Origin of the sequence: Jannaschia pohangensis (genome assembly GCF_900113875.1) — a bacterium.
Lineage (GTDB): Bacteria > Pseudomonadota > Alphaproteobacteria > Rhodobacterales > Rhodobacteraceae > Jannaschia > Jannaschia pohangensis.
In genome coordinates, this window is the sequence record NZ_FORA01000004.1 from 215,541 (window position 1) to 233,618 (window position 18,078).

19 protein-coding genes and 2 tRNA genes are annotated in these 18,078 nt (G+C 66.2%); 10 read left to right on the forward strand and 11 right to left on the reverse strand.

Annotated elements, in window-relative coordinates; genetic code table 11:
- Positions 1-91 precede the first annotated feature (91 nt).
- The 5 genes from BM002_RS14865 (at position 92) to BM002_RS14885 (ending at position 3,779) form a co-directional block, all read left to right on the forward strand.
- On the forward strand, positions 92-541 hold the full coding sequence (locus BM002_RS14865) for a methyltransferase family protein (protein WP_092782870.1): 450 nt from the start codon (positions 92-94) through the stop codon (positions 539-541).
- Positions 542-659: 118 nt separating this feature from the next.
- The gene (locus BM002_RS14870; protein WP_092782873.1) at positions 660-1,349 is read left to right on the forward strand and encodes a DUF1223 domain-containing protein; all 690 of its coding nucleotides are present in this window, start codon (positions 660-662) and stop codon (positions 1,347-1,349) included.
- Between the two features lie 45 nt (positions 1,350-1,394).
- Positions 1,395-2,102 carry an HAD family hydrolase gene (locus tag BM002_RS14875; protein WP_092782876.1) on the forward strand — a complete coding sequence of 236 codons (708 nt, stop codon included), beginning with the start codon at positions 1,395-1,397 and terminating at the stop codon, positions 2,100-2,102.
- Between the two features lie 55 nt (positions 2,103-2,157).
- Entirely contained in the window at positions 2,158-2,754 is a 597-nt protein-coding gene (locus BM002_RS14880) for a heme NO-binding domain-containing protein (protein ID WP_092782879.1), read from the forward strand.
- On the forward strand, positions 2,751-3,779 hold the full coding sequence (locus BM002_RS14885; RefSeq protein ID WP_092782882.1) for a diguanylate cyclase domain-containing protein: 1,029 nt from the start codon (positions 2,751-2,753) through the stop codon (positions 3,777-3,779). The genes BM002_RS14880 and BM002_RS14885 overlap by 4 nt, the downstream gene beginning before the upstream one ends.
- Before the next feature lie 47 nt (positions 3,780-3,826).
- Here the strand turns inward: BM002_RS14885 and BM002_RS14890 are convergent.
- Both BM002_RS14890 and recJ read right to left on the reverse strand, forming a co-directional pair.
- Positions 3,827-3,901, reverse strand: a tRNA-Glu gene (locus BM002_RS14890).
- 94 nt (positions 3,902-3,995) lie between these two features.
- Positions 3,996-5,759 carry a single-stranded-DNA-specific exonuclease RecJ gene (gene recJ / locus BM002_RS14895; RefSeq protein ID WP_092782885.1) on the reverse strand — a complete coding sequence of 588 codons (1,764 nt, stop codon included), beginning with the start codon at positions 5,757-5,759 and terminating at the stop codon, positions 3,996-3,998.
- A gap of 183 nt (positions 5,760-5,942) precedes the next feature.
- On the opposite strand from recJ, the gene BM002_RS14900 reads away from it, so the two are divergent.
- Positions 5,943-6,947 carry an SRPBCC family protein gene (locus BM002_RS14900; RefSeq protein WP_175484924.1) on the forward strand — a complete coding sequence of 335 codons (1,005 nt, stop codon included), beginning with the start codon at positions 5,943-5,945 and terminating at the stop codon, positions 6,945-6,947.
- On the opposite strand, the gene BM002_RS14905 is transcribed toward BM002_RS14900, so the two are convergent.
- Both BM002_RS14905 and glpX read right to left on the reverse strand, forming a co-directional pair.
- Complete coding sequence (locus BM002_RS14905) at positions 6,941-7,498, reverse strand: hypothetical protein (RefSeq protein ID WP_092782891.1); 558 nt, start codon at positions 7,496-7,498, stop codon at positions 6,941-6,943. The genes BM002_RS14900 and BM002_RS14905 overlap by 7 nt on opposite strands.
- Positions 7,499-7,685: 187 nt before the next feature.
- Positions 7,686-8,645 carry a class II fructose-bisphosphatase gene (gene glpX / locus BM002_RS14910; protein ID WP_092782894.1) on the reverse strand — a complete coding sequence of 320 codons (960 nt, stop codon included), beginning with the start codon at positions 8,643-8,645 and terminating at the stop codon, positions 7,686-7,688.
- A gap of 270 nt (positions 8,646-8,915) precedes the next feature.
- Between glpX and BM002_RS19185 the strand changes: the two genes are divergently transcribed.
- Positions 8,916-9,461, forward strand: a complete 546-nt coding sequence (locus tag BM002_RS19185; protein WP_139212392.1) for a hypothetical protein — start codon at positions 8,916-8,918, stop codon at positions 9,459-9,461.
- 100 nt (positions 9,462-9,561) lie between these two features.
- Here the strand turns inward: BM002_RS19185 and mgrA are convergent, their stop codons facing one another.
- The 3 genes from mgrA to BM002_RS14930 all read right to left on the reverse strand — a co-directional run bounded on the left by mgrA (position 9,562) and on the right by BM002_RS14930 (position 12,298).
- Positions 9,562-10,620: an L-glyceraldehyde 3-phosphate reductase gene (gene mgrA, locus BM002_RS14920; protein ID WP_092782900.1), complete on the reverse strand. Its 1,059-nt coding sequence runs from the start codon at positions 10,618-10,620 to the stop codon at positions 9,562-9,564.
- An 8-nt stretch (positions 10,621-10,628) separates the two neighbouring features.
- Positions 10,629-11,915: a homoserine dehydrogenase gene (locus BM002_RS14925; RefSeq protein ID WP_092782903.1), complete on the reverse strand. Its 1,287-nt coding sequence runs from the start codon at positions 11,913-11,915 to the stop codon at positions 10,629-10,631.
- A gap of 83 nt (positions 11,916-11,998) precedes the next feature.
- Entirely contained in the window at positions 11,999-12,298 is a 300-nt protein-coding gene (locus BM002_RS14930) for a hypothetical protein (protein WP_092782906.1), read from the reverse strand.
- A gap of 105 nt (positions 12,299-12,403) precedes the next feature.
- Between BM002_RS14930 and BM002_RS14935 the strand changes: the two genes are divergently transcribed.
- The gene (locus tag BM002_RS14935) at positions 12,404-13,006 is read left to right on the forward strand and encodes a TetR/AcrR family transcriptional regulator (protein WP_092782908.1); all 603 of its coding nucleotides are present in this window, start codon (positions 12,404-12,406) and stop codon (positions 13,004-13,006) included.
- 46 nt (positions 13,007-13,052) lie between these two features.
- Here the strand turns inward: BM002_RS14935 and efp are convergent, their stop codons facing one another.
- Positions 13,053-13,616 (reverse strand): elongation factor P, encoded by a 564-nt coding sequence (gene efp / locus BM002_RS14940; RefSeq protein ID WP_092782911.1) that lies wholly within the window; start codon positions 13,614-13,616, stop codon positions 13,053-13,055.
- Between the two features lie 465 nt (positions 13,617-14,081).
- Between efp and BM002_RS14945 the strand changes: the two genes are divergently transcribed.
- Complete coding sequence (locus BM002_RS14945; RefSeq protein ID WP_092782914.1) at positions 14,082-14,411, forward strand: DUF6280 family protein; 330 nt, start codon at positions 14,082-14,084, stop codon at positions 14,409-14,411.
- A 122-nt stretch (positions 14,412-14,533) separates the two neighbouring features.
- Here the strand turns inward: BM002_RS14945 and BM002_RS14950 are convergent, their stop codons facing one another.
- The 3 genes from BM002_RS14950 to BM002_RS14960 all read right to left on the reverse strand — a co-directional run bounded on the left by BM002_RS14950 (position 14,534) and on the right by BM002_RS14960 (position 17,817).
- Positions 14,534-15,664 carry a hypothetical protein gene (locus BM002_RS14950; RefSeq protein WP_092782917.1) on the reverse strand — a complete coding sequence of 377 codons (1,131 nt, stop codon included), beginning with the start codon at positions 15,662-15,664 and terminating at the stop codon, positions 14,534-14,536.
- A gap of 121 nt (positions 15,665-15,785) precedes the next feature.
- Positions 15,786-17,186: a TolC family outer membrane protein gene (locus tag BM002_RS14955; RefSeq protein ID WP_245749279.1), complete on the reverse strand. Its 1,401-nt coding sequence runs from the start codon at positions 17,184-17,186 to the stop codon at positions 15,786-15,788.
- 7 nt (positions 17,187-17,193) lie between these two features.
- Positions 17,194-17,817, reverse strand: coding sequence for a protein-L-isoaspartate O-methyltransferase family protein (locus BM002_RS14960; protein ID WP_245749280.1), 624 nt, complete (start codon positions 17,815-17,817; stop codon positions 17,194-17,196).
- A 166-nt stretch (positions 17,818-17,983) separates the two neighbouring features.
- On the opposite strand from BM002_RS14960, the gene BM002_RS14965 reads away from it, so the two are divergent.
- A tRNA-Cys gene (locus tag BM002_RS14965) sits at positions 17,984-18,057 on the forward strand.
- The last annotated feature ends 21 nt before the right edge of the window (positions 18,058-18,078 follow it).

Here is an 18,078-nt window from a genome sequence, read left to right on the forward strand (position 1 = left end):
GCCCGCGTCTGCCCCATGACTTGACGCCCGTCCCACGTCTGGGGGATCAACACGGTGTCCGATGGACCCTGCAACCCGACCGGAGCCCCGGATGCGCAAGAACTTCCCCGACGTGCCCCCGGTCTGGCTGGCCGGGACGATGGTCGCCTCCTGGGGCCTGGGGGCGGCGCTGCCGTCGCCGTCGTTTGGTGCGGTCGGCCATTGGGCTGGCGGCGCGATGATCGCCGGGGCGCTTGCGGCGATGGTCTGGGCGGGGGTGTGGTTCTGGCGCAAGAAGACCCCGATCGAGCCGCACCACGATCCCAGGGCGCTGATCGTCGAAGGCCCCTATCGGGTCTCGCGCAACCCGATCTACCTCGCCCTGATGGTCGTGGCACTCGGCTTTGCCCTGCGCCAGGGCGGGATCGCCGCCCTCCTGCCGCTCCCGCTGCTGTTCCTCGCCCTCGACCGCCGCTTCGCCGCCCCCGAGGAAGCAAAACTGCGCGCCGCCTTCGGACCCGAGGCCGAGGACTACCTCGCCCGCACCCGCCGTTGGATCTGACCTCCCCGCCGATAGTGGCGCAAAGGACGCGCCAACGCCGCCCTCACCAAGGGGTGATTGGATCGGAGCGCGCCAAGCGTCTATCTGCAACGGACCCGCTCCAAGTGCCGAGATTCTCATGCGTCCGACCCTGATCCTTGCCCTGCTGTCCGCAACGGCCCTGGCCGTGCCCGCCAAGGCCGACCCGGTGGTGCTTGAGCTGTTCACCTCGCAGGGCTGTTCGTCCTGCCCGCCGGCCGATGCCATGTTGGGCGAACTGGCTGACCGCGAGGATGTCATCGCCCTGTCGCTGCACGTGGATTATTGGGACTGGATCGGCTGGAAGGACACCTTCGCGAACCCCGCCTTCACCGCGCGCCAGAATGCCTATGCCGCCGCCGCAGGCTCCAGCGTGGTCTATACCCCGCAATTCATCGTTGGTGGCCGCGACCAGATGGCCGGCCCCTCTGGCATGGAACTGGCCGAGACGATCGACGCCCACCGCGACGCGACCGGCGATGTGCTGCGCGTCGGCTCCACCCCCCAAGGGCGCGAGGTGATGGTGGCCCCGGTCGACGGCGGCGGCCAACTCATCCTCGTGACCTACATGCCCAAGGCGACGGTCATGATCCTGCACGGCGAAAATGCCGGGCGCGACATGAGCTATCACAACGTGGTGCAGGGATGGGACGTGCTGGCCGACTGGGACGGGGCCGAGGGCGCCTTCGTCGTGCCCGATGCCCCCGACGGGATGCGCCAGGCGGTGCTGGCGCAGGCTTTGGTCGATGGCAAGCCCGGCCCCATCCTCGGCGCGGTCCGCCTCGACTGATCGGCGTCGCTGGACGGGCAGGATGACGGCGGGCAGTGTCCGCCCATGATCCGCGCGATTCTCTTTGACAAGGACGGCACGCTGACCGACTTCCGGGCCACCTGGGACGGTTGGATGCCAGCGATGATCCGCGACCTGTCGCGGGCGTCGGGCCACCCCGAACAGGGCGTTGCGGACGCCTTCGGGTTCGACCTTGGCGCCGGGCGCCTGCGCGACGATGCGCTGATCGTGACGGCCCCCGGTCATGTCACCGTGGCCGCCGCCGCCCGCGCCATCGGATGGTCCGCCCGCGATCTTTCGGCCTGGATCGGACCCCGGTCCAGCAGCGTGCGACAGGTCATGGTGCCCGGCGTGCCGCAGGTCGTGGCCCGTCTGGTTGCCGCCGGTCTGCCCTTGGGCGTTCTCACCAACGCAAGCGAGGCAGAGGCCCGCAACCATCTGACCGATATGGGCATTGTCGACCACATCACGCGCATCATCGGCCACGACAGCGGCTTCGGCGCCAAGCCCGATCCGCGCGGGGCCGCCGACTTTGCCCGCGCCCTGGGCCTGCCGCCCGCGTCCGTCGCGCTGGTCGGGGACGGGCTGACCGATATGGCGGCCGCGCGTGGCGCGGGCCTGACCGCCGTCGCCGTGCTGACCGGGACGCTCGGCCGCGCGGCGCTGGCACCCCACGCGGCGGCCGTCATCGACGACGTGACCGGATTGCCCGACTGGCTTGCGATGGCCGACAGGGAATCGCGCGCGACTTAACCGGATTTTCAGATTTCGGGGTCTTTAAGGACAAGTCCCGAGGCTGAGGTGCCAGATGCACGGCTTGATCTGCAAATCGCTGGAAAGTTTCATCATCGACCGCCATGGCCCGGCGGTCTGGTCCGGCATCGTGCGCGATGCCGGTCTCGACTTCGACCGCTTCGAGATGCTGCGGACCTATGATACCCGGATCATCATGGCTCTCGCGGCGGCGACGGCCGGTGCCATCAAGGACGATCCGTTTCACATTCTCGAAGACATGGGCCACTGGCTCTGTACCGAACCGCAAACCGAAGCCTTCCGCCGCCTGCTGCGCTTCACCGGCGGCACGTTCATCGACCTGATCTATTCCCTGGATGAGATGCATGACCGCGCGAACATGGCTTTGCCCGGGATCGACCTGCCCGACCTGATCGTCTCGGACGACGGAAGCGGTGTGTTCAGCGTTCAGACCACCTGGACAGTGCCCGGCGGCTGTTCGGTGCTGCGCGGCATGCTGCGCGCCATGGCCGACGACTACGGCACCCTCGTCGTCATCGACGAGACGGCGCACAAGCGGCTCGAAAACCACTGGATCGAGACGTTGACGATTCACGTCTATGACCAATCGCATCAGTCGCCGCGCGAATTCACACTGACGGGGCAGGCATGACAGCGATTTCCCTTGATCTGGCCGTGCTCGACGGTGTCGTGCCGATGGCGCTGATCTTCGATCAGAACGGCATCGTCGAACACATGGGCCCCACGCTGGCCAAGATGGCCTCCAACCGTCCGGGCGCGCATCTGTCCGAGATCCTCGATTTCCGGCAACCCCGGATACACCCGACGTTCGAGGCGATCATGCCGTGGATGGGGCGGCGCTTGAAGGTTGCGGTCCGCGCGCCTGCCGGTTCCGAAGATCGGCGCCCCACGCCCCTGCGCTGTGTGGCCGTGCCTCTGGCCGACGGGCGCTGCGTGCTGGCCATGTCGCTCGGGGCCGACCCCACGCCTCAATTGCGCCGTCACAATCTGTCCGCGAACGACTTTTCCGACGTCGATCCGACAGTTGATCTTCTCTTCCTGCTCGAAGCGCATCGCATCGTGCTGGAACAGTTCGGCCACCTGAGCGACCGGCTGGAGCAGGCCCGCCTTGCAGCCGAGGAGGAAGCGGCGACTGACAAGCTGACGGGCCTGCGCAATCGGCGCGCCATGGACCTGCATCTGGAACGCCTGACGCGGCAGCGGAAGCCCAATTTCGGGCTGATGCATCTCGACCTCGACTACTTCAAGGCCGTCAACGATACGCTCGGCCATGCCGCCGGTGACCGCGTGCTGGAACAGGTCGCCGTCATCCTCCGCCAGGAGGTGCGCCGGGGGGACATGGTCGCGCGCGTCGGGGGCGATGAATTCATCCTCGTCTTCGACGATTGCTCGGATCTCGATTTCCTCAAGGGCATCGCCGCCCGCATCATCGACCGGCTGGAGCAGCCGATCGATTGGCAGGGGCATGAATGCCGCGTCTCGGGTAGCATCGGCATCACCATGTCGAGCTTTTATGACACCCTCGACCCCGATCAGCTGATCGCGGATGCCGACAAGGCGCTCTACAGCTCAAAGCGCGCCGGCCGGGCCCGGCACGCCGTCGCCACACCCAGATCGAAGGCTTTCGCCGCATCAGGAAATGGCGCCAACGCCTGATCGAGCGCCGCATTTTCGACGTCAAAATACTGATACTAAAGGAAAGGTGGCAGCCCGTAGGGGAATCGAACCCCTCTTTCCAGGTTGAAAACCTGGCGTCCTAACCGATAGACGAACGGGCCACGCTGGCGTGACGGGTATCTAGGCGAGGGGGTCTGGCCCTGCAAGCGATTTTTACGCCCCTTTTGCAGGAAAGTTTCAGGCTGTCGGACCTGTTCAAACCGGGTTCAATTCGCTCACCACGGCCAAATCTTCCAGCTTCAGCTGAACGGTTTCGCGGCCTTGCCAGCGGTTGATCTCCAAGCGTCCGGCCACATGCAGCGGGCCACCGGCGGCGCGGTCGACGGCCTGGGCGATTCCGCTTTCGGTCGCGCGAAAGGCGATGGCGTCAAGGCGGACGGGTCCGCCATCGGACAGGGTGAGTTTCAGGTGCCCTTCGCCAACAGGCCGTGAGTGAACGGCGCGAAGGTCGGGAAAGGCAAAGCGCGGCGCCGATGCGCCCTGACCGAAGGGGCCGGCGTTCTCAAGGGCGGCGACGAGATCCCGGCTGGCCGCGCGCGGCATCAGCGTGCCGTCGATGCTCAGGTCGCGCGGACCCGCCGCTCCAGCCCCTTGCCGGGCCAGAAGTTCGCCCAACCGCGCCATGGCTGGTTCAATCTTGTCGGCTTCGACGGTCAGGCCGGCGGCCACCCGGTGACCGCCGCCCTTGACCAGCAACCCCTCGGCGGCGAGTCGCTGGATCGCCGCACCTAGGTCGACGCCTGCGACCGACCGGGCCGATCCCTGGCCCAAGCCGTCGTCGCGCAGGCCGATCACCACGGCGGGTCGGTTGAACGCCTCTTTCAGGCGGGAGGCGACGATGCCCACGACACCGGGGTGCCAGCCTTCGCCCGCCGCCCAGACCAGCGGCGCGTCGCCCTGGGACAGCAGCGTTTCGGCCTGATCGCGGGCAGCTTCGGTCACCTCTGCCTCGATCGCGCGGCGTTCGCCGTTCAGCGTGTCGAGACGTTCGGCAAGCGCCGCCGCCTCGTGCTCGTCGTCCGTCGACAGAAGCCGCGCGCCAAGGTCGGCGGCACCGATCCGACCGCCGGCATTGATGCGCGGCCCGAGCAGATAGCCCAGGTGATAGCTGCCCGGCGGGCCGTCCATCCGCGCGACATCCGACAGGGCGCGCAGACCCGGGCGGTTGCGGTCGCGCAGCACCTTGAGGCCCTGCTGCACAAGGGCGCGGTTCACCCCGATCAGTGGGGCGACATCGGCAACGGTGGCCAGGGCGACAAGGTCGAGCATGGCCATCAGGTCGGGTTGCGATTGACCGGCATCGCGGCGCAGACGGTTGGCCTGCACCAGCGTCAGGAACACAACGGCGGCGGCACAGAGATGGGCGAGGGCGCCATCCTCGTCGATGCGGTTCGGGTTTACCACGGCCAGGGCGGGGGGCAGGGTCTCGCCGCCCAGGTGGTGGTCGAGGACGAGGATGTCAGTGCCTTTGCCCGCCGCCAGAGCCTCGTGGGACAGGGTGCCGCAATCGACGCAGATGATGAGGTCATGACCAGCGGCAAGTTCGGCAATCGCGGGGGCGTTCGGGCCATAGCCCTCGTCGATGCGGTCGGGAACATAGATCGTCGCCCGCTGTCCCAGACCCCTCAGCCACCAGACCAGAAGGGCCGCAGAGGAGCCGCCGTCGACGTCGTAGTCGGCGAAGATCGCGATGCGTTCGCCCCGGGTGACGGCGGCGACAAGGCGGCTTGCGGCAATGCCCATGTCGCGCAGCGACAGGGGGTCAGGCAGCAGGTCGCGCAGCTTCGGAGCCAGGAAGGCGGCGGCTGCTTCGGGCAGGACGCCGCGCCGCGCCAGGTGCCGGGCGAGGGCAGGGGGCTGACCCGTCTGCGCAATCGCCTCGGCCAGCCGTTCGGCGGCCGGGTCGAGGCCGACCCAACGGCGACCCGTGGCGGAGGTTGTGACGCCGAGATAGGACATGCGCCCGGTGTCGCGCGGGCGGGGGGCAAGCGCAAGGGTAACCCGGTGTTCCGGGGGTTACCCGTGGGTAACCGTTTATGAAACATGAACAAATTTCGGAGCCGTGCGCCGATCTATGGTCTGTCTACTTGTCATTCCGGCAATCTTCGGCGCAGCATGGCCGCGAACAGGAAAGAGGTTGCGATGCGTGTTGTTCCGCGATTGGCCCGGATCGAACGGACCCTGCCCCATATCCTCGCCGGGGGGCTGGCGATGGTCTATGCCTGGGTCGTGTCCCGCACGTCCCTGATGCCTTCGGGGCTTCAATTCGTGGCACCCGCCCTGGTGATCCTGTCGGTCCATGTGCTTTGGGCCGTCTGGCGCGGCGGATGGACCGGCGAGATCGTGCTGCGCCGCTGTGCCGTGACCGGCGTTGGTCTGGTCGGATGCATCCTGATGGCGGTGATCTGGGCGCCCATGCCAAGTCAGGCCGTCGATGCGGGCGACATCGTTGCTGGTCTGCTGACGGTCGTCGCCTGTGTGTTGATCCTGGCCGTTGTGCTTGCCGTCATCGTGGGCGCGATCTGGCTTGTCTACAAACTGATCATGACGGTGTTCGGCGGCGCGTCTGACGACAATCGGCGGAACGATCTGGGCAGTCTGGGCGTCGTCGCCCTGCTGCTTGTCGGCGCAAGTCTGGAAGGCGTGCCCGGAAGCTACCGCTTTGATGGCAGCGGGTTGGGCAGCTTTTCGACAGATGTCGCCGCCCCGCCCGAGGCCGTGTGGGACGCGATGCAGACCGCGACGTCGCCCGCGATCGCAGTTCCGGCGATCCTGCGGTTCCTGCCGCAGCCCGTCGAAGTGCGGGTGGATGAGGGCGTGGCGCTCGGCTCGAACCGGGTCGTCATCATGGCGGGGCGCGAGGGGCGCGGGGCGTTGCACCTGCGCGTGGTGGAGCGGACCGCGACGCGCGTCCGGTTCGAGACCGTGTCGGACCACACGCCGACGGGACGGTGGATCGCCATCCGGACGATCACCTATGAGGTCGTCCCGACCGAGGGCGGCACCCGCCTGAGCGTCGAGGTCGAATTTGACCGCAAGCTGGCCCCGGCCCTGGTGTTCGGCCCGATGATGCGGGCGGCGACGTCGATGGCGGCAGGGGTTCTGGGGCGCGACACGGCGGCGCGGGCGGCAGGCGTGGCTCAGTAATCGGGGACGCCAAGCATGGCGCCGCGCCAGATGGCCCAAACGCTGGCGGTCAGCCAGATCAAAAGGATTGCAGACGCGAGGATGGCCCCCGCGGGGCGTCCGGTGATCCAGTTGCCCAGCCGGATCTCCAGCAGGGTCGGCGGGCAGAGACGCAGGACGACTGCCGAGATTGCCACCGCCACGGCGAGGGTTTTCGCGGCCTCACCCAGGGCGACGCCGTGGCGCGGCTCCAGGAATGTGCCTGCCGGAAGGAAAAGCCACTGACGCATCGCCCAGACGGAAGTCAGCCAGACGAAGCCCCACAGGACCGGACCCCAGGCCCCGCTCTGGCCGCGTCGGGAAAGGGGCGGCCACGTCGCGGTCACGAGGGCCAGTGCGGGAAGCAGGAGCCAGAGGATCATGGCCGCCGCCAGATCGCCGAAGCCTGCCTGACCGAGGTCAAGCCGCCCGCCGATGGCCAGGAGGCCAGCCGCGCAGATCGTGCCGAGAACCGGCACGATCCAGAGGGCGGTCAGACCCGTCGCAGGCAGCGATTTTTCATGGCGTGTCAAACGTTTGCCCAATAGCTGCGCTGAACGACGCCCCGGCTGACGAGCGGCGTGCCGCCGTTCTGCAACGGCGACTGCCACCAAGCGTCGCTGACCTCTGCATCCGCGCTTCTCCCGTTCGTTGCGAGTTGCGGATCAGCGGCTTCGGCCCAAGCTTCGGCGAACCGCAGGTTCAGGGCTAGCCCCCCTGTCAGACCGGATTGCGATAGACCATGCGGCGGACCGACCCGGTCTTGGAGCGCATGAGGATGGTTTCCGCCGTCAGGAACCCCGGTTCGCGCCGGATCCCCGCCAGGATGGAGCCATCGGTGACGCCGGTCGCGGCGAAGATCACGTCTTCGGTTACCATGTCGTCGCGGGTGTAGACGCGGTCGAGGTTGGTGATGCCCGCCTTGGCCGCGCGCCCCTTTTCGTCGTCGTTGCGGAAGGTAAGGCGGCCGAACATCTGCCCGCCCATGCATTTCAGGGCTGCGGCGGCCAGCACGCCTTCGGGTGCGCCGCCAAGGCCCATGTACATGTCGATGCCGGTCTTGGCCGCCTCGGCGCAGTGGATCACGCCCGCGACGTCGCCATCAGTGATGAGGCGGATGGCGCAGCCGGTGGAGCGGAGCTGCTCGATCATCTGGTCGTGGCGGGGGCGTTCGAGGACGCAGACGGTGATGTCCTCGGTCGAGCAGCCCTTGGCCGCAGCCAGCGCGTTGACCCGTTCGGCGGGGGACATGTCCATGGTGACGACGCCGGTGCGGTAACCGGGGCCGATGGCTAGTTTCTCCATATAGACGTCGGGGGCGTGCAGCATGGAGCCGCGCGGGCCCATGGCGATCACGGTCAGGGCATTGGGCATGTCCTTGGCCGTGAGCGTGGTGCCTTCGAGGGGGTCGAGGGCGATGTCAACTTCGGGGCCTTTGCCGGTGCCCACCTCTTCGCCGATGTAGAGCATGGGGGCCTCGTCCCGCTCGCCCTCGCCGATGACGACAGTGCCCGCAATGTCGAGCAGGTTGAGCTGATCGCGCATGGCGTTGACGGCGGCCTGATCGGCGGCCTTCTCGTCGCCGCGCCCGATCAGGCGGGCAGAGGCCAGCGCCGCCGCCTCGGACACGCGGGCCAGGCCCAGGGACAGAAGGCGGTCGTTGAAATCGGTCTTGGGCATAGGCTGGCGTCCTTGTGGTGCGATGCCTTGGACTTACGGGGCCGCGCGCAGTGGGGCAAGGGCGGTGGCGCTAACGGCGGAGTGTGGGGCCAGTGGCAGGTGAGGGTGTCCCGGCGAATAAGCGAGCGGCTTCGGATCTTGGCCGATGCAGTTTGCCGAAGGGTGTTGATCGGAGGGTGGATTTGAGCCCATATTGGCCGGGTTTGACGGGCCTCTGTGCTCTGTAGAGTAGGTTAACGATTTCCGACCTCCGCATCAGGAAGAACCAATATGAGATCAATTTTTGATCGCTTCCTTAGAAAGCAAGAACGGCAAAGCAATGATCATGATGAAGTGCATGGCATGAGGTTTCCCAGGCCTGAGGACGGAGATGTAAGAACCTCCGGTTTCCCTCTAGTCCCCGACGACTATCACCTTAAGCACGTCGGCAAGACGGCCAAGGGAAATGGCTACTGGATTGATGTTCAACTCGCCCGTGAAAAAGGTGGTACGCGTGACTTCGTTGCCGCCTATGTTTTTGATAGGGAAGGAGATCTTATTCATTCTGAAGTGGTTGACCGTGGGCTTCGCAAGGAGGAACCGGATCAACCACTCGAAGAAATCATTGGGAAGCTGAAGAAAAAAATCGATGCAAAGAACGTAACAGAAATAATAGTTAAGCCATTTTCGGTCTCGTTTTATGGCCATACCTTCGGTTTAGTTGTTCGTGAGGCCGAAGATGGCGAAGGGACATCCGAGGAAACGCTTATTGATGCCATGCCCGGGTATACACTGATGTTCTATGGTCCTTGGAGTTTGTGCAACTACGACACTTGAGAGCATTCAAGCGAGGCTCTTGCTTGGTTGTCGACAAGGTCCGTTCCGTCCGCCCAGCCGACATCTCTTCCTCAGGCGTTTGTCCCGCGCGTGATGCCCCTCACACCCCTTCTGACGATGCCGCCCAGAGGTTCAGGCCCTTTTCGCCTGACAGCGTGTCGATCTGCGCCAGTTCGTCGTCCGAGAAGTCGAGGTTGCCGACGGCGCCCGCGCAATCGATCACCTGTTCGGGGCGGGACGCGCCGATGAGGGCGGTGGTCACGCGGCCGCCGCGCAGAACCCAGGCGATGGCCATCTGGGCCAGGGTCTGGCCCCGTGCTGTCGCAATGTCGTTGAGGCCGTTGAGCGCGGCGATCATCTCGGGTGTGATGACGCCCGCGTCCAGGGATTTGCCCTGGGTCGCGCGGCTGCCGTCCGGGATGCCGCCCAGGTATTTGCGGGTGAGCAGGCCCTGAGCCAGTGGTGTGAAGGCGATGGAACCGATGCCGTTGGCGTCCAGCGTGTCGAGCAATCCGTCGCGTTCAACCCACCGGTTGAGCATGTTGTAGCTCGGCTGATGGATGAGGCAGGGGGTTCCGAGGTCTTTCAGGATCGCGGCGGCTTCGGCGGTGCGCTCGGAGTTGTAGCTGGAGATGCCCGCGTAGAGCGCGCGACCCGACCGCACGATATAGTCGAGCGCGCCCATGGTTTCCTCGAGCGGGGTCTCGGGGTCGAAGCGGTGGCTGTAAAAGATATCGACGTAATCGAGGCCCATCCGTTTCAGCGACTGGTCGCAGGATGCCACGAGGTACTTGCGGCTGCCCATCTCGCCGTAGGGGCCGGGCCACATCAGGTAGCCCGCCTTGGAGGAGATGATCAGCTCGTCACGGTAGCCCGCGAATTCCTCGCGCAGAATCTGGCCGAAGGCGCGTTCGGCGCTGCCCGGTTCGGGGCCGTAGTTGTTGGCCAGGTCGAAATGCGTGATCCCGTGGTCGAAGGCGGTGGTGCAGATGTCGCGCTTGGTTTGATGCGGGGTGTCGTCGCCGAAGTTGTGCCACAGGCCAAGCGAGATGGCGGGCAGTTTCAGGCCGGAACGCCCGCAGCGGCGGTAGTCCATCGTGTCATAGCGCGTGGCGGCAGGGCGATAGGCGGGGACGAAGGTCTTGGGTTTGCGCGACATCTGGGGCCTCAGGGGGTTTGGATTTGCAGGGCGACCGGCTCGCCCGAGACGACGCCGGTGGCGGTGACACCGCGCAGGGCGGCGGCCAGGTCGGCGGGCGCACAGGGGTGCGTGACGATCAGGACGGGAGCGTCGTCGCCGGGGTGGTCGTATTGGCGCATCCGGTCGATGGAGATGCCGGACTGGCCCAGAACGGTCGCGACGCGGGCCAATGCGCCCGGCTCGTCCCGCAGGGTCAGGCGCAGGTAGTGGGCGCATTCGGTGGCGGCATTGGCGCGCTGCGGTTTGGTCAGCGTCGCGGCGGGTTGACCGAAGGGCGGCAGGATCAGGCCGCGCGCGATGTCGGCCACGTCGCCCATCACGGCGCTGGCCGTCGGGCCCTCGCCCGCGCCGGCGCCGCGCAGCACGATCTGGCCCACGGCATCGCCCTCGATCACCACCATGTTGGTGCCGCCCTCGAGCTGGCCCAGGGGGCTGTCGGCGGGAACGAGGGTGGGGCGCATGCTCTGCTCGATGCCCGCGGGGGTGGCCCGCGCCTCGCCCAGAAGCTTGATGCGGTAACCCATGTCGCGGGCGCGGTGGATGTCGTCGATAGAGACCTGCTGGATGCCCTGAAGCTGCACGCCCTCGAAGTCGACCTGGGTGCCGAAGGCAATGGCCGCCAGGATCGCCAGCTTGTGGCCCGCGTCGATGCCGCCCACGTCGAGGGTCGGGTCCGCCTCGAGGTAGCCCAGGGCGTCGGCCTCCTTGAAGACCTCGGCATAGGGCAGGCCCGAGGATTCCATGCGCGTCAGGATATAGTTGCAGGTGCCGTTCATGACGCCCGAGACGCGGGTGATGGCATTTCCGGCCAGCCCCTCGGTCAGGGCCTTGACGCAAGGGATGCCGCCCGCCACCGCCGCTTCGAACCGCAGGGCGACGCCCGCGGCCTCGGCCGCTTCGGCCAGCGCCTGACCGTGCAGCGCCAGCATTGCCTTGTTGGCCGTCACCACGTGTTTGCCCGCCGCCAGGGCCGCTTCGGTCGCGGCCTTGGCCGGGCCGTCCGCGCCGCCCATGAGTTCGACGAAGACATCCACATCGTCCCGGCGGGCGAGCGCGACCGGATCGTCTTCCCAGGCATAGCCCGACAGGTCGACGCCCCGGTCCTTGCCGCGACTGCGGGCAGACACGGCCGAGACGCTGATCGCGCGGCCTGTGCGGGCCGACAGCAGGGCCGCCTGGTTTTCGACGATGCGCAAGACGCCGACGCCGACCGTGCCGAGACCGGCGATTCCAAGGCGGAGGGTGGGGGTCATGGCGGCAATCTCCGGGGTCTTCGTGAGGGTCGGCAAAGGGGTAGCCGCAGACGCGCGGGGGTGCAACGCGGCTTGTTGCGGGGTCAGATCTGGATGGCGCGCAGGCGGGCGGCGCGGTCGCGCAACCGGCGCCCGCGTTCGGCCAGATCGCCGGTGATGGGGCGGCCGATGGACTGCCGTGTCAGGCGTGTGGCGCGACCACGCAGCTCTGCCTCGGCCAGGGCGGCGCGCGACGGGCGAGCGGTTTCGGCCAGGATCGGGTCGAGCGGGACAAGGGTCGGAAAAGGCTGCGACCGGGCGCGGTCGGAAATCGTGCCCTCGATCGGGGGCAGGTCGGCCCCGCAGGCCGCACAGAACAGGACAAGAAAAATCGGTCGGATCATCGGCCCACGGTAGGCCCGCGACCGATCCGCCACAAGCCCGTGTCGGGGGTCGCGCGTGATACGGTCAGGGTTGGAATTGAACGCGCGTTCGGTTTACCACAGGTCATGGCAAGACCCAGTGGATCAGATGCCGGCGTGACCGGCCCGCGCGTGCGCGCCGCCGCCGAGCGGTTGTTTGCGCGCCACGGCTATGCCGCCGTCTCCATGCGAATGATCGCGGCAGAGGTCGGGATCGGGGCGGGCGCGCTCTATCACTACACGCCGGACAAGCAGACCCTTCTGGCCGGTCTGATGCGCGAACATCTGGACGACCTGCTGGCGGCCTGGGGCAAGGCCGATCCGGGCACGGATCCGGTTGCACGGCTCGATGCCTTTGCGCGGTTCCACATCCGGTTTCACATCGACCGGCCCGACGCCGTCTTCATCGCCTACATGGAGTTGCGGTCGCTGGAGCCCGAGACCTTTGCGGGGATCGAGGCGCTGCGCCGCCGCTATGAGACGGTGCCCGAGGGCATCCTGCGCGACGGGGTCGCGGCGGGCGTGATGGCGGTGGCGGATGTGAAGCTGGCGTCGATGGCGCTCATCGCGATGCTGACGGGGGTCAACACCTGGTACCGCGACGGCGGGCGGCTGGACCGCGACGCCGTCGAGGGGATCTATGCCGATATGGCGCGCGGAATGGTCGGGGTGGAAAGAGTTTCGACGTGAAACTCTTTCAGAAACTCTTCGGGGAAGAGTTTTTGCCCCCGCCCGGTCAGGCGCGCTCCGAGTATTCCATCGTCTCGGTGTTCACGACGATATCCTCCTCGGGGCCGACGAAGGGGGGCACCATCACCCGGACGCCATTCTCCAGCACGGCGGGCTTGAAGCTTTTGGAGGCGGTCTGACCCTTCACCACGGCCTCTGTCTCGGCGATGCGGCAGGTGACCTTCTGGGGCAGGGTGGCGTTAAGCGCCTCGGCCTCGTGGTATTCGACCAGGACCATCATCCCGTCCTGCAGGAAGGGGCGACGCTCGCCCAGGATTTCGGCGTCGAGTTCGACCTGCTCGTAGGTTTCGGTGTCCATGAACACCAGCTTGCCGTCGGTCTCGTAAAGAAACTGCTGGTCCTTCTGCTCCAGACGCACACGCTCGACCTTGTCGGCGGACCGGAAGCGTTCGTTCAGCTTGGAGCCGTTGCGCAGGTTCTTCATTTCCACCTGGGCAAAGGCGCCGCCCTTGCCGGGCTTGACGTGGTCGACCTTGACGGCGGACCACAGGTGGCCGTCGTGTTCCAGCACAAAGCCGGGGCGGATTTCGTTGCCGTTGATCTTGGGCATCGGGAGGCTCGCGTATGATGATGAGGTTGCGGATGACTGGGCTTGGCCTGTAGCGACCGGGACGGCGCCTGACAAGCCGGGGGACGAAATCGGGGGCAGGGTCGCGGCGGGGCGCAAGCAGGCCATGACCGGAGCCTCCGTGGCGAAAAGCGCACCATCCTGCGTTGACGCCGCCCGCGGGAATGCCATGCCGCATACAGAGGCGCGGATTGGTCAGGTCTGAGATCAGCGCAGAGGTCAAGTCCCCGGAATGGGGCGAAAAGATGACGGAAACTTGAAGATCGTCAGGCCAACCCCATATCTAGTCGTGTGATGGGTGTCTGACCGCCGTTTTTTGGGCTGCCTTGTGCCGCAGTGTGCGTCTGACGCAGGTGAGGTATTCCAAAAATGCATAGCGCGAATCAGGAAAGCATGTGCTAGGTCACCGCACCGGGGAGATGCAAGAGCAATATGGAGAGAGCAGCAATGACTAATTTCGTCGATGCCACGGCGTTCAATTTTGAGCAGGGCCAACGGTCCCGCAAGCTTTTCGCCGCCGTTGTGCTCGCTGCCCTCGACGACGCTATTTCGGATGACAAGAAATTCGGCAATGGACCCGAGCAGATCGCCCGTTGGGCGCGGTCGCGTGACGGTCGTGAAGTTTTGTCCTGTGCCGGGATCGACCCCAATGAGCGGGTTGTGTCCGGTCTCATGGAATTCGTGAGCCGGGGTGTCCGCACCTCTGTCGCGCTGTCGCGGGAAGAGAGCGAGCGTCGTCAGGCCGCCGAGCTGGCCGAGGCCGCCGAAGCCGCATGATCGTATGACAATGGTCGGCTGAATGCCGACCTGAAAGACAGAAAACCGCGCCCGGACTGAACGTCGGGCGCGGTTTTCTTTTTGACCATCTTGTTTTTGAACAAATGGTTAGCCGGTGATCTTCACTCGAATTCTTCGGCTGCCATCATCTGGCGGATTTCGCGGCGGACAAGCTTGCGCACGTTTCGGGTGATCCGCTCGCCCAACTCTCCGGCCAATTCCTGGCGCACGATTTCGGCGATCATCTCGCGCAGCGCTTCCTCGCTCTGCCCTGCGTCCGACAGGTCGGACAGGTCGATGGCGCTTTCTACGGCCCGGGTCGCGGCGGCGGTCACGGCACCGGCGGCGATATTGGCCATGGGGGTGTCGAAATCGACCTCCGAGAGGTCCAGCCCCGACAGGTCCACATCGCCCAGGGACGGCTCGTCCAAGGGGTCGGCCTCGGTCTCGGGCTGTGAGGCTTCGATGTCGATATCCGCTGCCTTCAAATCCGGTTCTGCGCTGTCCTCGTCCTCGGGGGCAGGCGTCTCGGCAACGGGTGACGGCTCCCACGGGTCCGCCTCGAAGGTCACCACGTCCGCCTCGGGCGCGGCGGCTTCCGCCTCTGCCTCGGCCGTGGGTGCGGGGAATTCCGCCCAAAGTTCACCTTCGGGCGCATTTTCCGTCGCGGCCTCGGGGGCGTCGGTCTCGGGCGCATCGGCCTGGGATTGCGTGACACTCTCCTCGGGTGTTTCCACCTCGATCTGGTGCTTGGCGGCGTCCTCGGCATCGAGCATTGCCGCGATTTCGGCTTCAATATCGGGGACCATGTCCGGATTGTTCGCGACATTCCATTCGTAGGTCTTGCTGACCTCAGCCAGCGACGAGATCACCATCGTGTCTTCGTCGGTCGCGCTCTCGGCTTCGAAGTCGGCATCTTCGGCATAGGTGTCCAGCTCCGACTCGTCGGACCAATCTGTCGCCTCGTCCTCGACCTCTTCGGGAAGCAAGTCGACCAGATCGCCGGTGATCGCGGTGACATCGGACGGCATGTCTTCGACGAAATGTTCGGCGTCGCGGCCGTCCATTTCTTCCTGGGCCAGCGCGTGAATGGTCTGGAACGGATCCTCGGGCTCGGTCACGCGGTGTTCTTCGGCAAGCACCAGCATGGGTCCGGGTTCCAGTTCCGGCGGGACCGGAATGGCGGCCTGTTCGTTCGCGACAAGGCGCCGGATGGACGACAGGACGTCTTCGATATCGTGTGTTTGTGCCATTCCCAGCCCCGATCCTGCCCTTGCTCCCCGCGCGCGGTCTTGCGCCGCTACAGACTGCTCATAGCACATTCCCGAGGGGAAAGGTCCATCGCACTTGACGCAACAGCGTTAAAAACCGCGATCAGTTGCGACCGAAACGCCGCATCACGCTGTCGAGACGGTCACCTTGCGCCGATGGCTGCGTCTGGACGCCGCGCGGGGCATTGGAGACCGCGTTGTAGTAGGCGGAGGGATCATAGCGTTCCACCGACAGGCCCAGATGGTCGGTCGTCATCAGGCCGATGGCGGCCATGACGTTGTAAACGGCCAGCTGCGCATTGCTTTCCGCCTCGAGCAGGGCGGTGCGGGCATCGAGCAGTTCCTGCTCGGCATCCAGCACGTCAAGCGTGGTGCGCGCGCCCAGTTGCGCCTCTTCGCTGAAGCCTTCGAAGGCGAGTTGTGCTGCGCGAACGCCCTCGCGGGTGGCGGTGATCTGCGCGCGCGCGACTTCCAGCCCGGCCCAGGCCCGGCCAACGCCATCGGTGATGGTGCGGGCCGTCTGGCCAAGGTTCGACCGTGCCGCCTGCGCCTGCGCGATGGCCTGACGTTGCAGCGCCGGCAGGCGTCCGCCGGTATAGATCGGCACGTTCCCGGTGATGGAAATCGACGCGCTGTCGGTATCAGGACGGCCCCGCGCGACGGTGCCGCGCAGCCCGAGGGAGGGCAGGCGGTCGGCGGCCCGCGCCTCGGACAACAGCGTGAGGGCGGTGATCTCGTGCTGGCCCGCGGAAATCAGCGGATGCACCTGAAGGGCGAGTTGTTGCGCCTGATCGACCGATTGCGGAAGGGCGGGGGCGGCGGGCGGCGCGGCCAGGCTGCCGGTGGGCAAGACACCGATGGCGAGGCGATAGGTCTCGCGCGCGATGTCGACCTGACCCCGGGCGGCGGCCAGAGCCGAGCGCGAAGCCGCCAGCCGCGACTGGGCAATGGCGACGTCAGTGCGGGTGACTTCACCCACTTCGAAACGATCTTCGGCGGCGCGCAACTGTTGGGTGATCAGCCGCACGTTGCTTTCGCGCACATCGACGATCCGGACGGCCAGCCGCAGGTCGAGATAGGCGGTCACGGCATCAAGCAACACGCCCTGTTCGAATTGCAGCAACCCGAACCGCGCGCCCAGAACCGCCTCCTTGGCGGCGCTGATCCGCAGGGCGCGCTGGCCCCCGTCCACGAGCGTGTAGTCGAGGATCAGGGCGAGGGATGCGTTCGTGGTCGTCGCCTGCCGCGGGAAATCACGGAAGGCGGAAGATTTGCCGTATTCCGCCTGAAAGCTGACCGTGGGGCGCAGGGCCGAGATCGCCAGGGCCACATCCTCGTCGGTCGCGCGCAGCAGGAAGCGTTGCTGCTCCAGCAGAGGCGAACTGCGATAGGCCTGAATGAGCGCATCGCTCAGCGTCTGGGCGTTGGCGGCGACAGAGGTCAGGACCGCGAAGGCGGCCATTGTCATCATGCGGCCAAATCGGCGTTTTCCCAGAGCGGCCATCACGTCCTCACAGTTGAAATTCGCGGTTCGCGGCAAAGCCGGGCAGGACCGGTGCGGAGGCATTGAAGGCAAACCGCCAAGCAAGGTGGCCGTCGACGACCTGACCCACGCGGACCTCGCCCAGGGCCCCCTTCTGGAAGATCGCGGCGATCCGGCCACCTTCGCGCAACTGTGCGGGCAGGGCGGTCGGCAAGGTCTCGATCGCGCCGTCGATCATGATGACATCGAACGGTCCCGCCTTGGCGGCCCCTTCTGCCAGCGGTCCGGCAAGCACGACGGCATTGTCCGCCTCGACCGAAGTCAGCGCGGCCTCGGCGTCGTGGACCATCGCCTCGTCTTCTTCGACCATGACGACCGATTGCGCCATCTGCGCCAGGATCGCGGCCGAATACCCCAGGCCACCGCCCACGATCAGCACCTCGTCCGTCACCTGAATATCCAGCGCGTCCAGCATCTTGGCCAGTGTCCGCGCCTCCATCAACTCGCGACCCGACCCCAGTGGAATGGGCGCGTCCATATAGGCGACAGAGGTTTGCGCGTTCGGCACGAAAGCCTCGCGCGGGGTGTCGAGCATCGCCTTGATAATCGGGAATTTCGTCACATCGGACGGACGCACCTGCGTGTCGACCATCATCGTGCGGAGAGAATGGGAAGTCACCATGACAATCTGAACCCATCGGTTTATTTTTGCAGTCCTCGTCCAGAAAGCATGTCTTGCCGCGCGCCGCAACGGGAAAGCCGCACCGAGGTGCTTGCGGGCAGAGAGGCGAGGCGCTAATGCAGGGCGCATCCCCGGCGGCGAGTTGGCGGAGTGGTTACGCAGCGGATTGCAAATCCGTGCACACCGGTTCGATTCCGGTACTCGCCTCCAGATATCCCCGACATGCGTTGT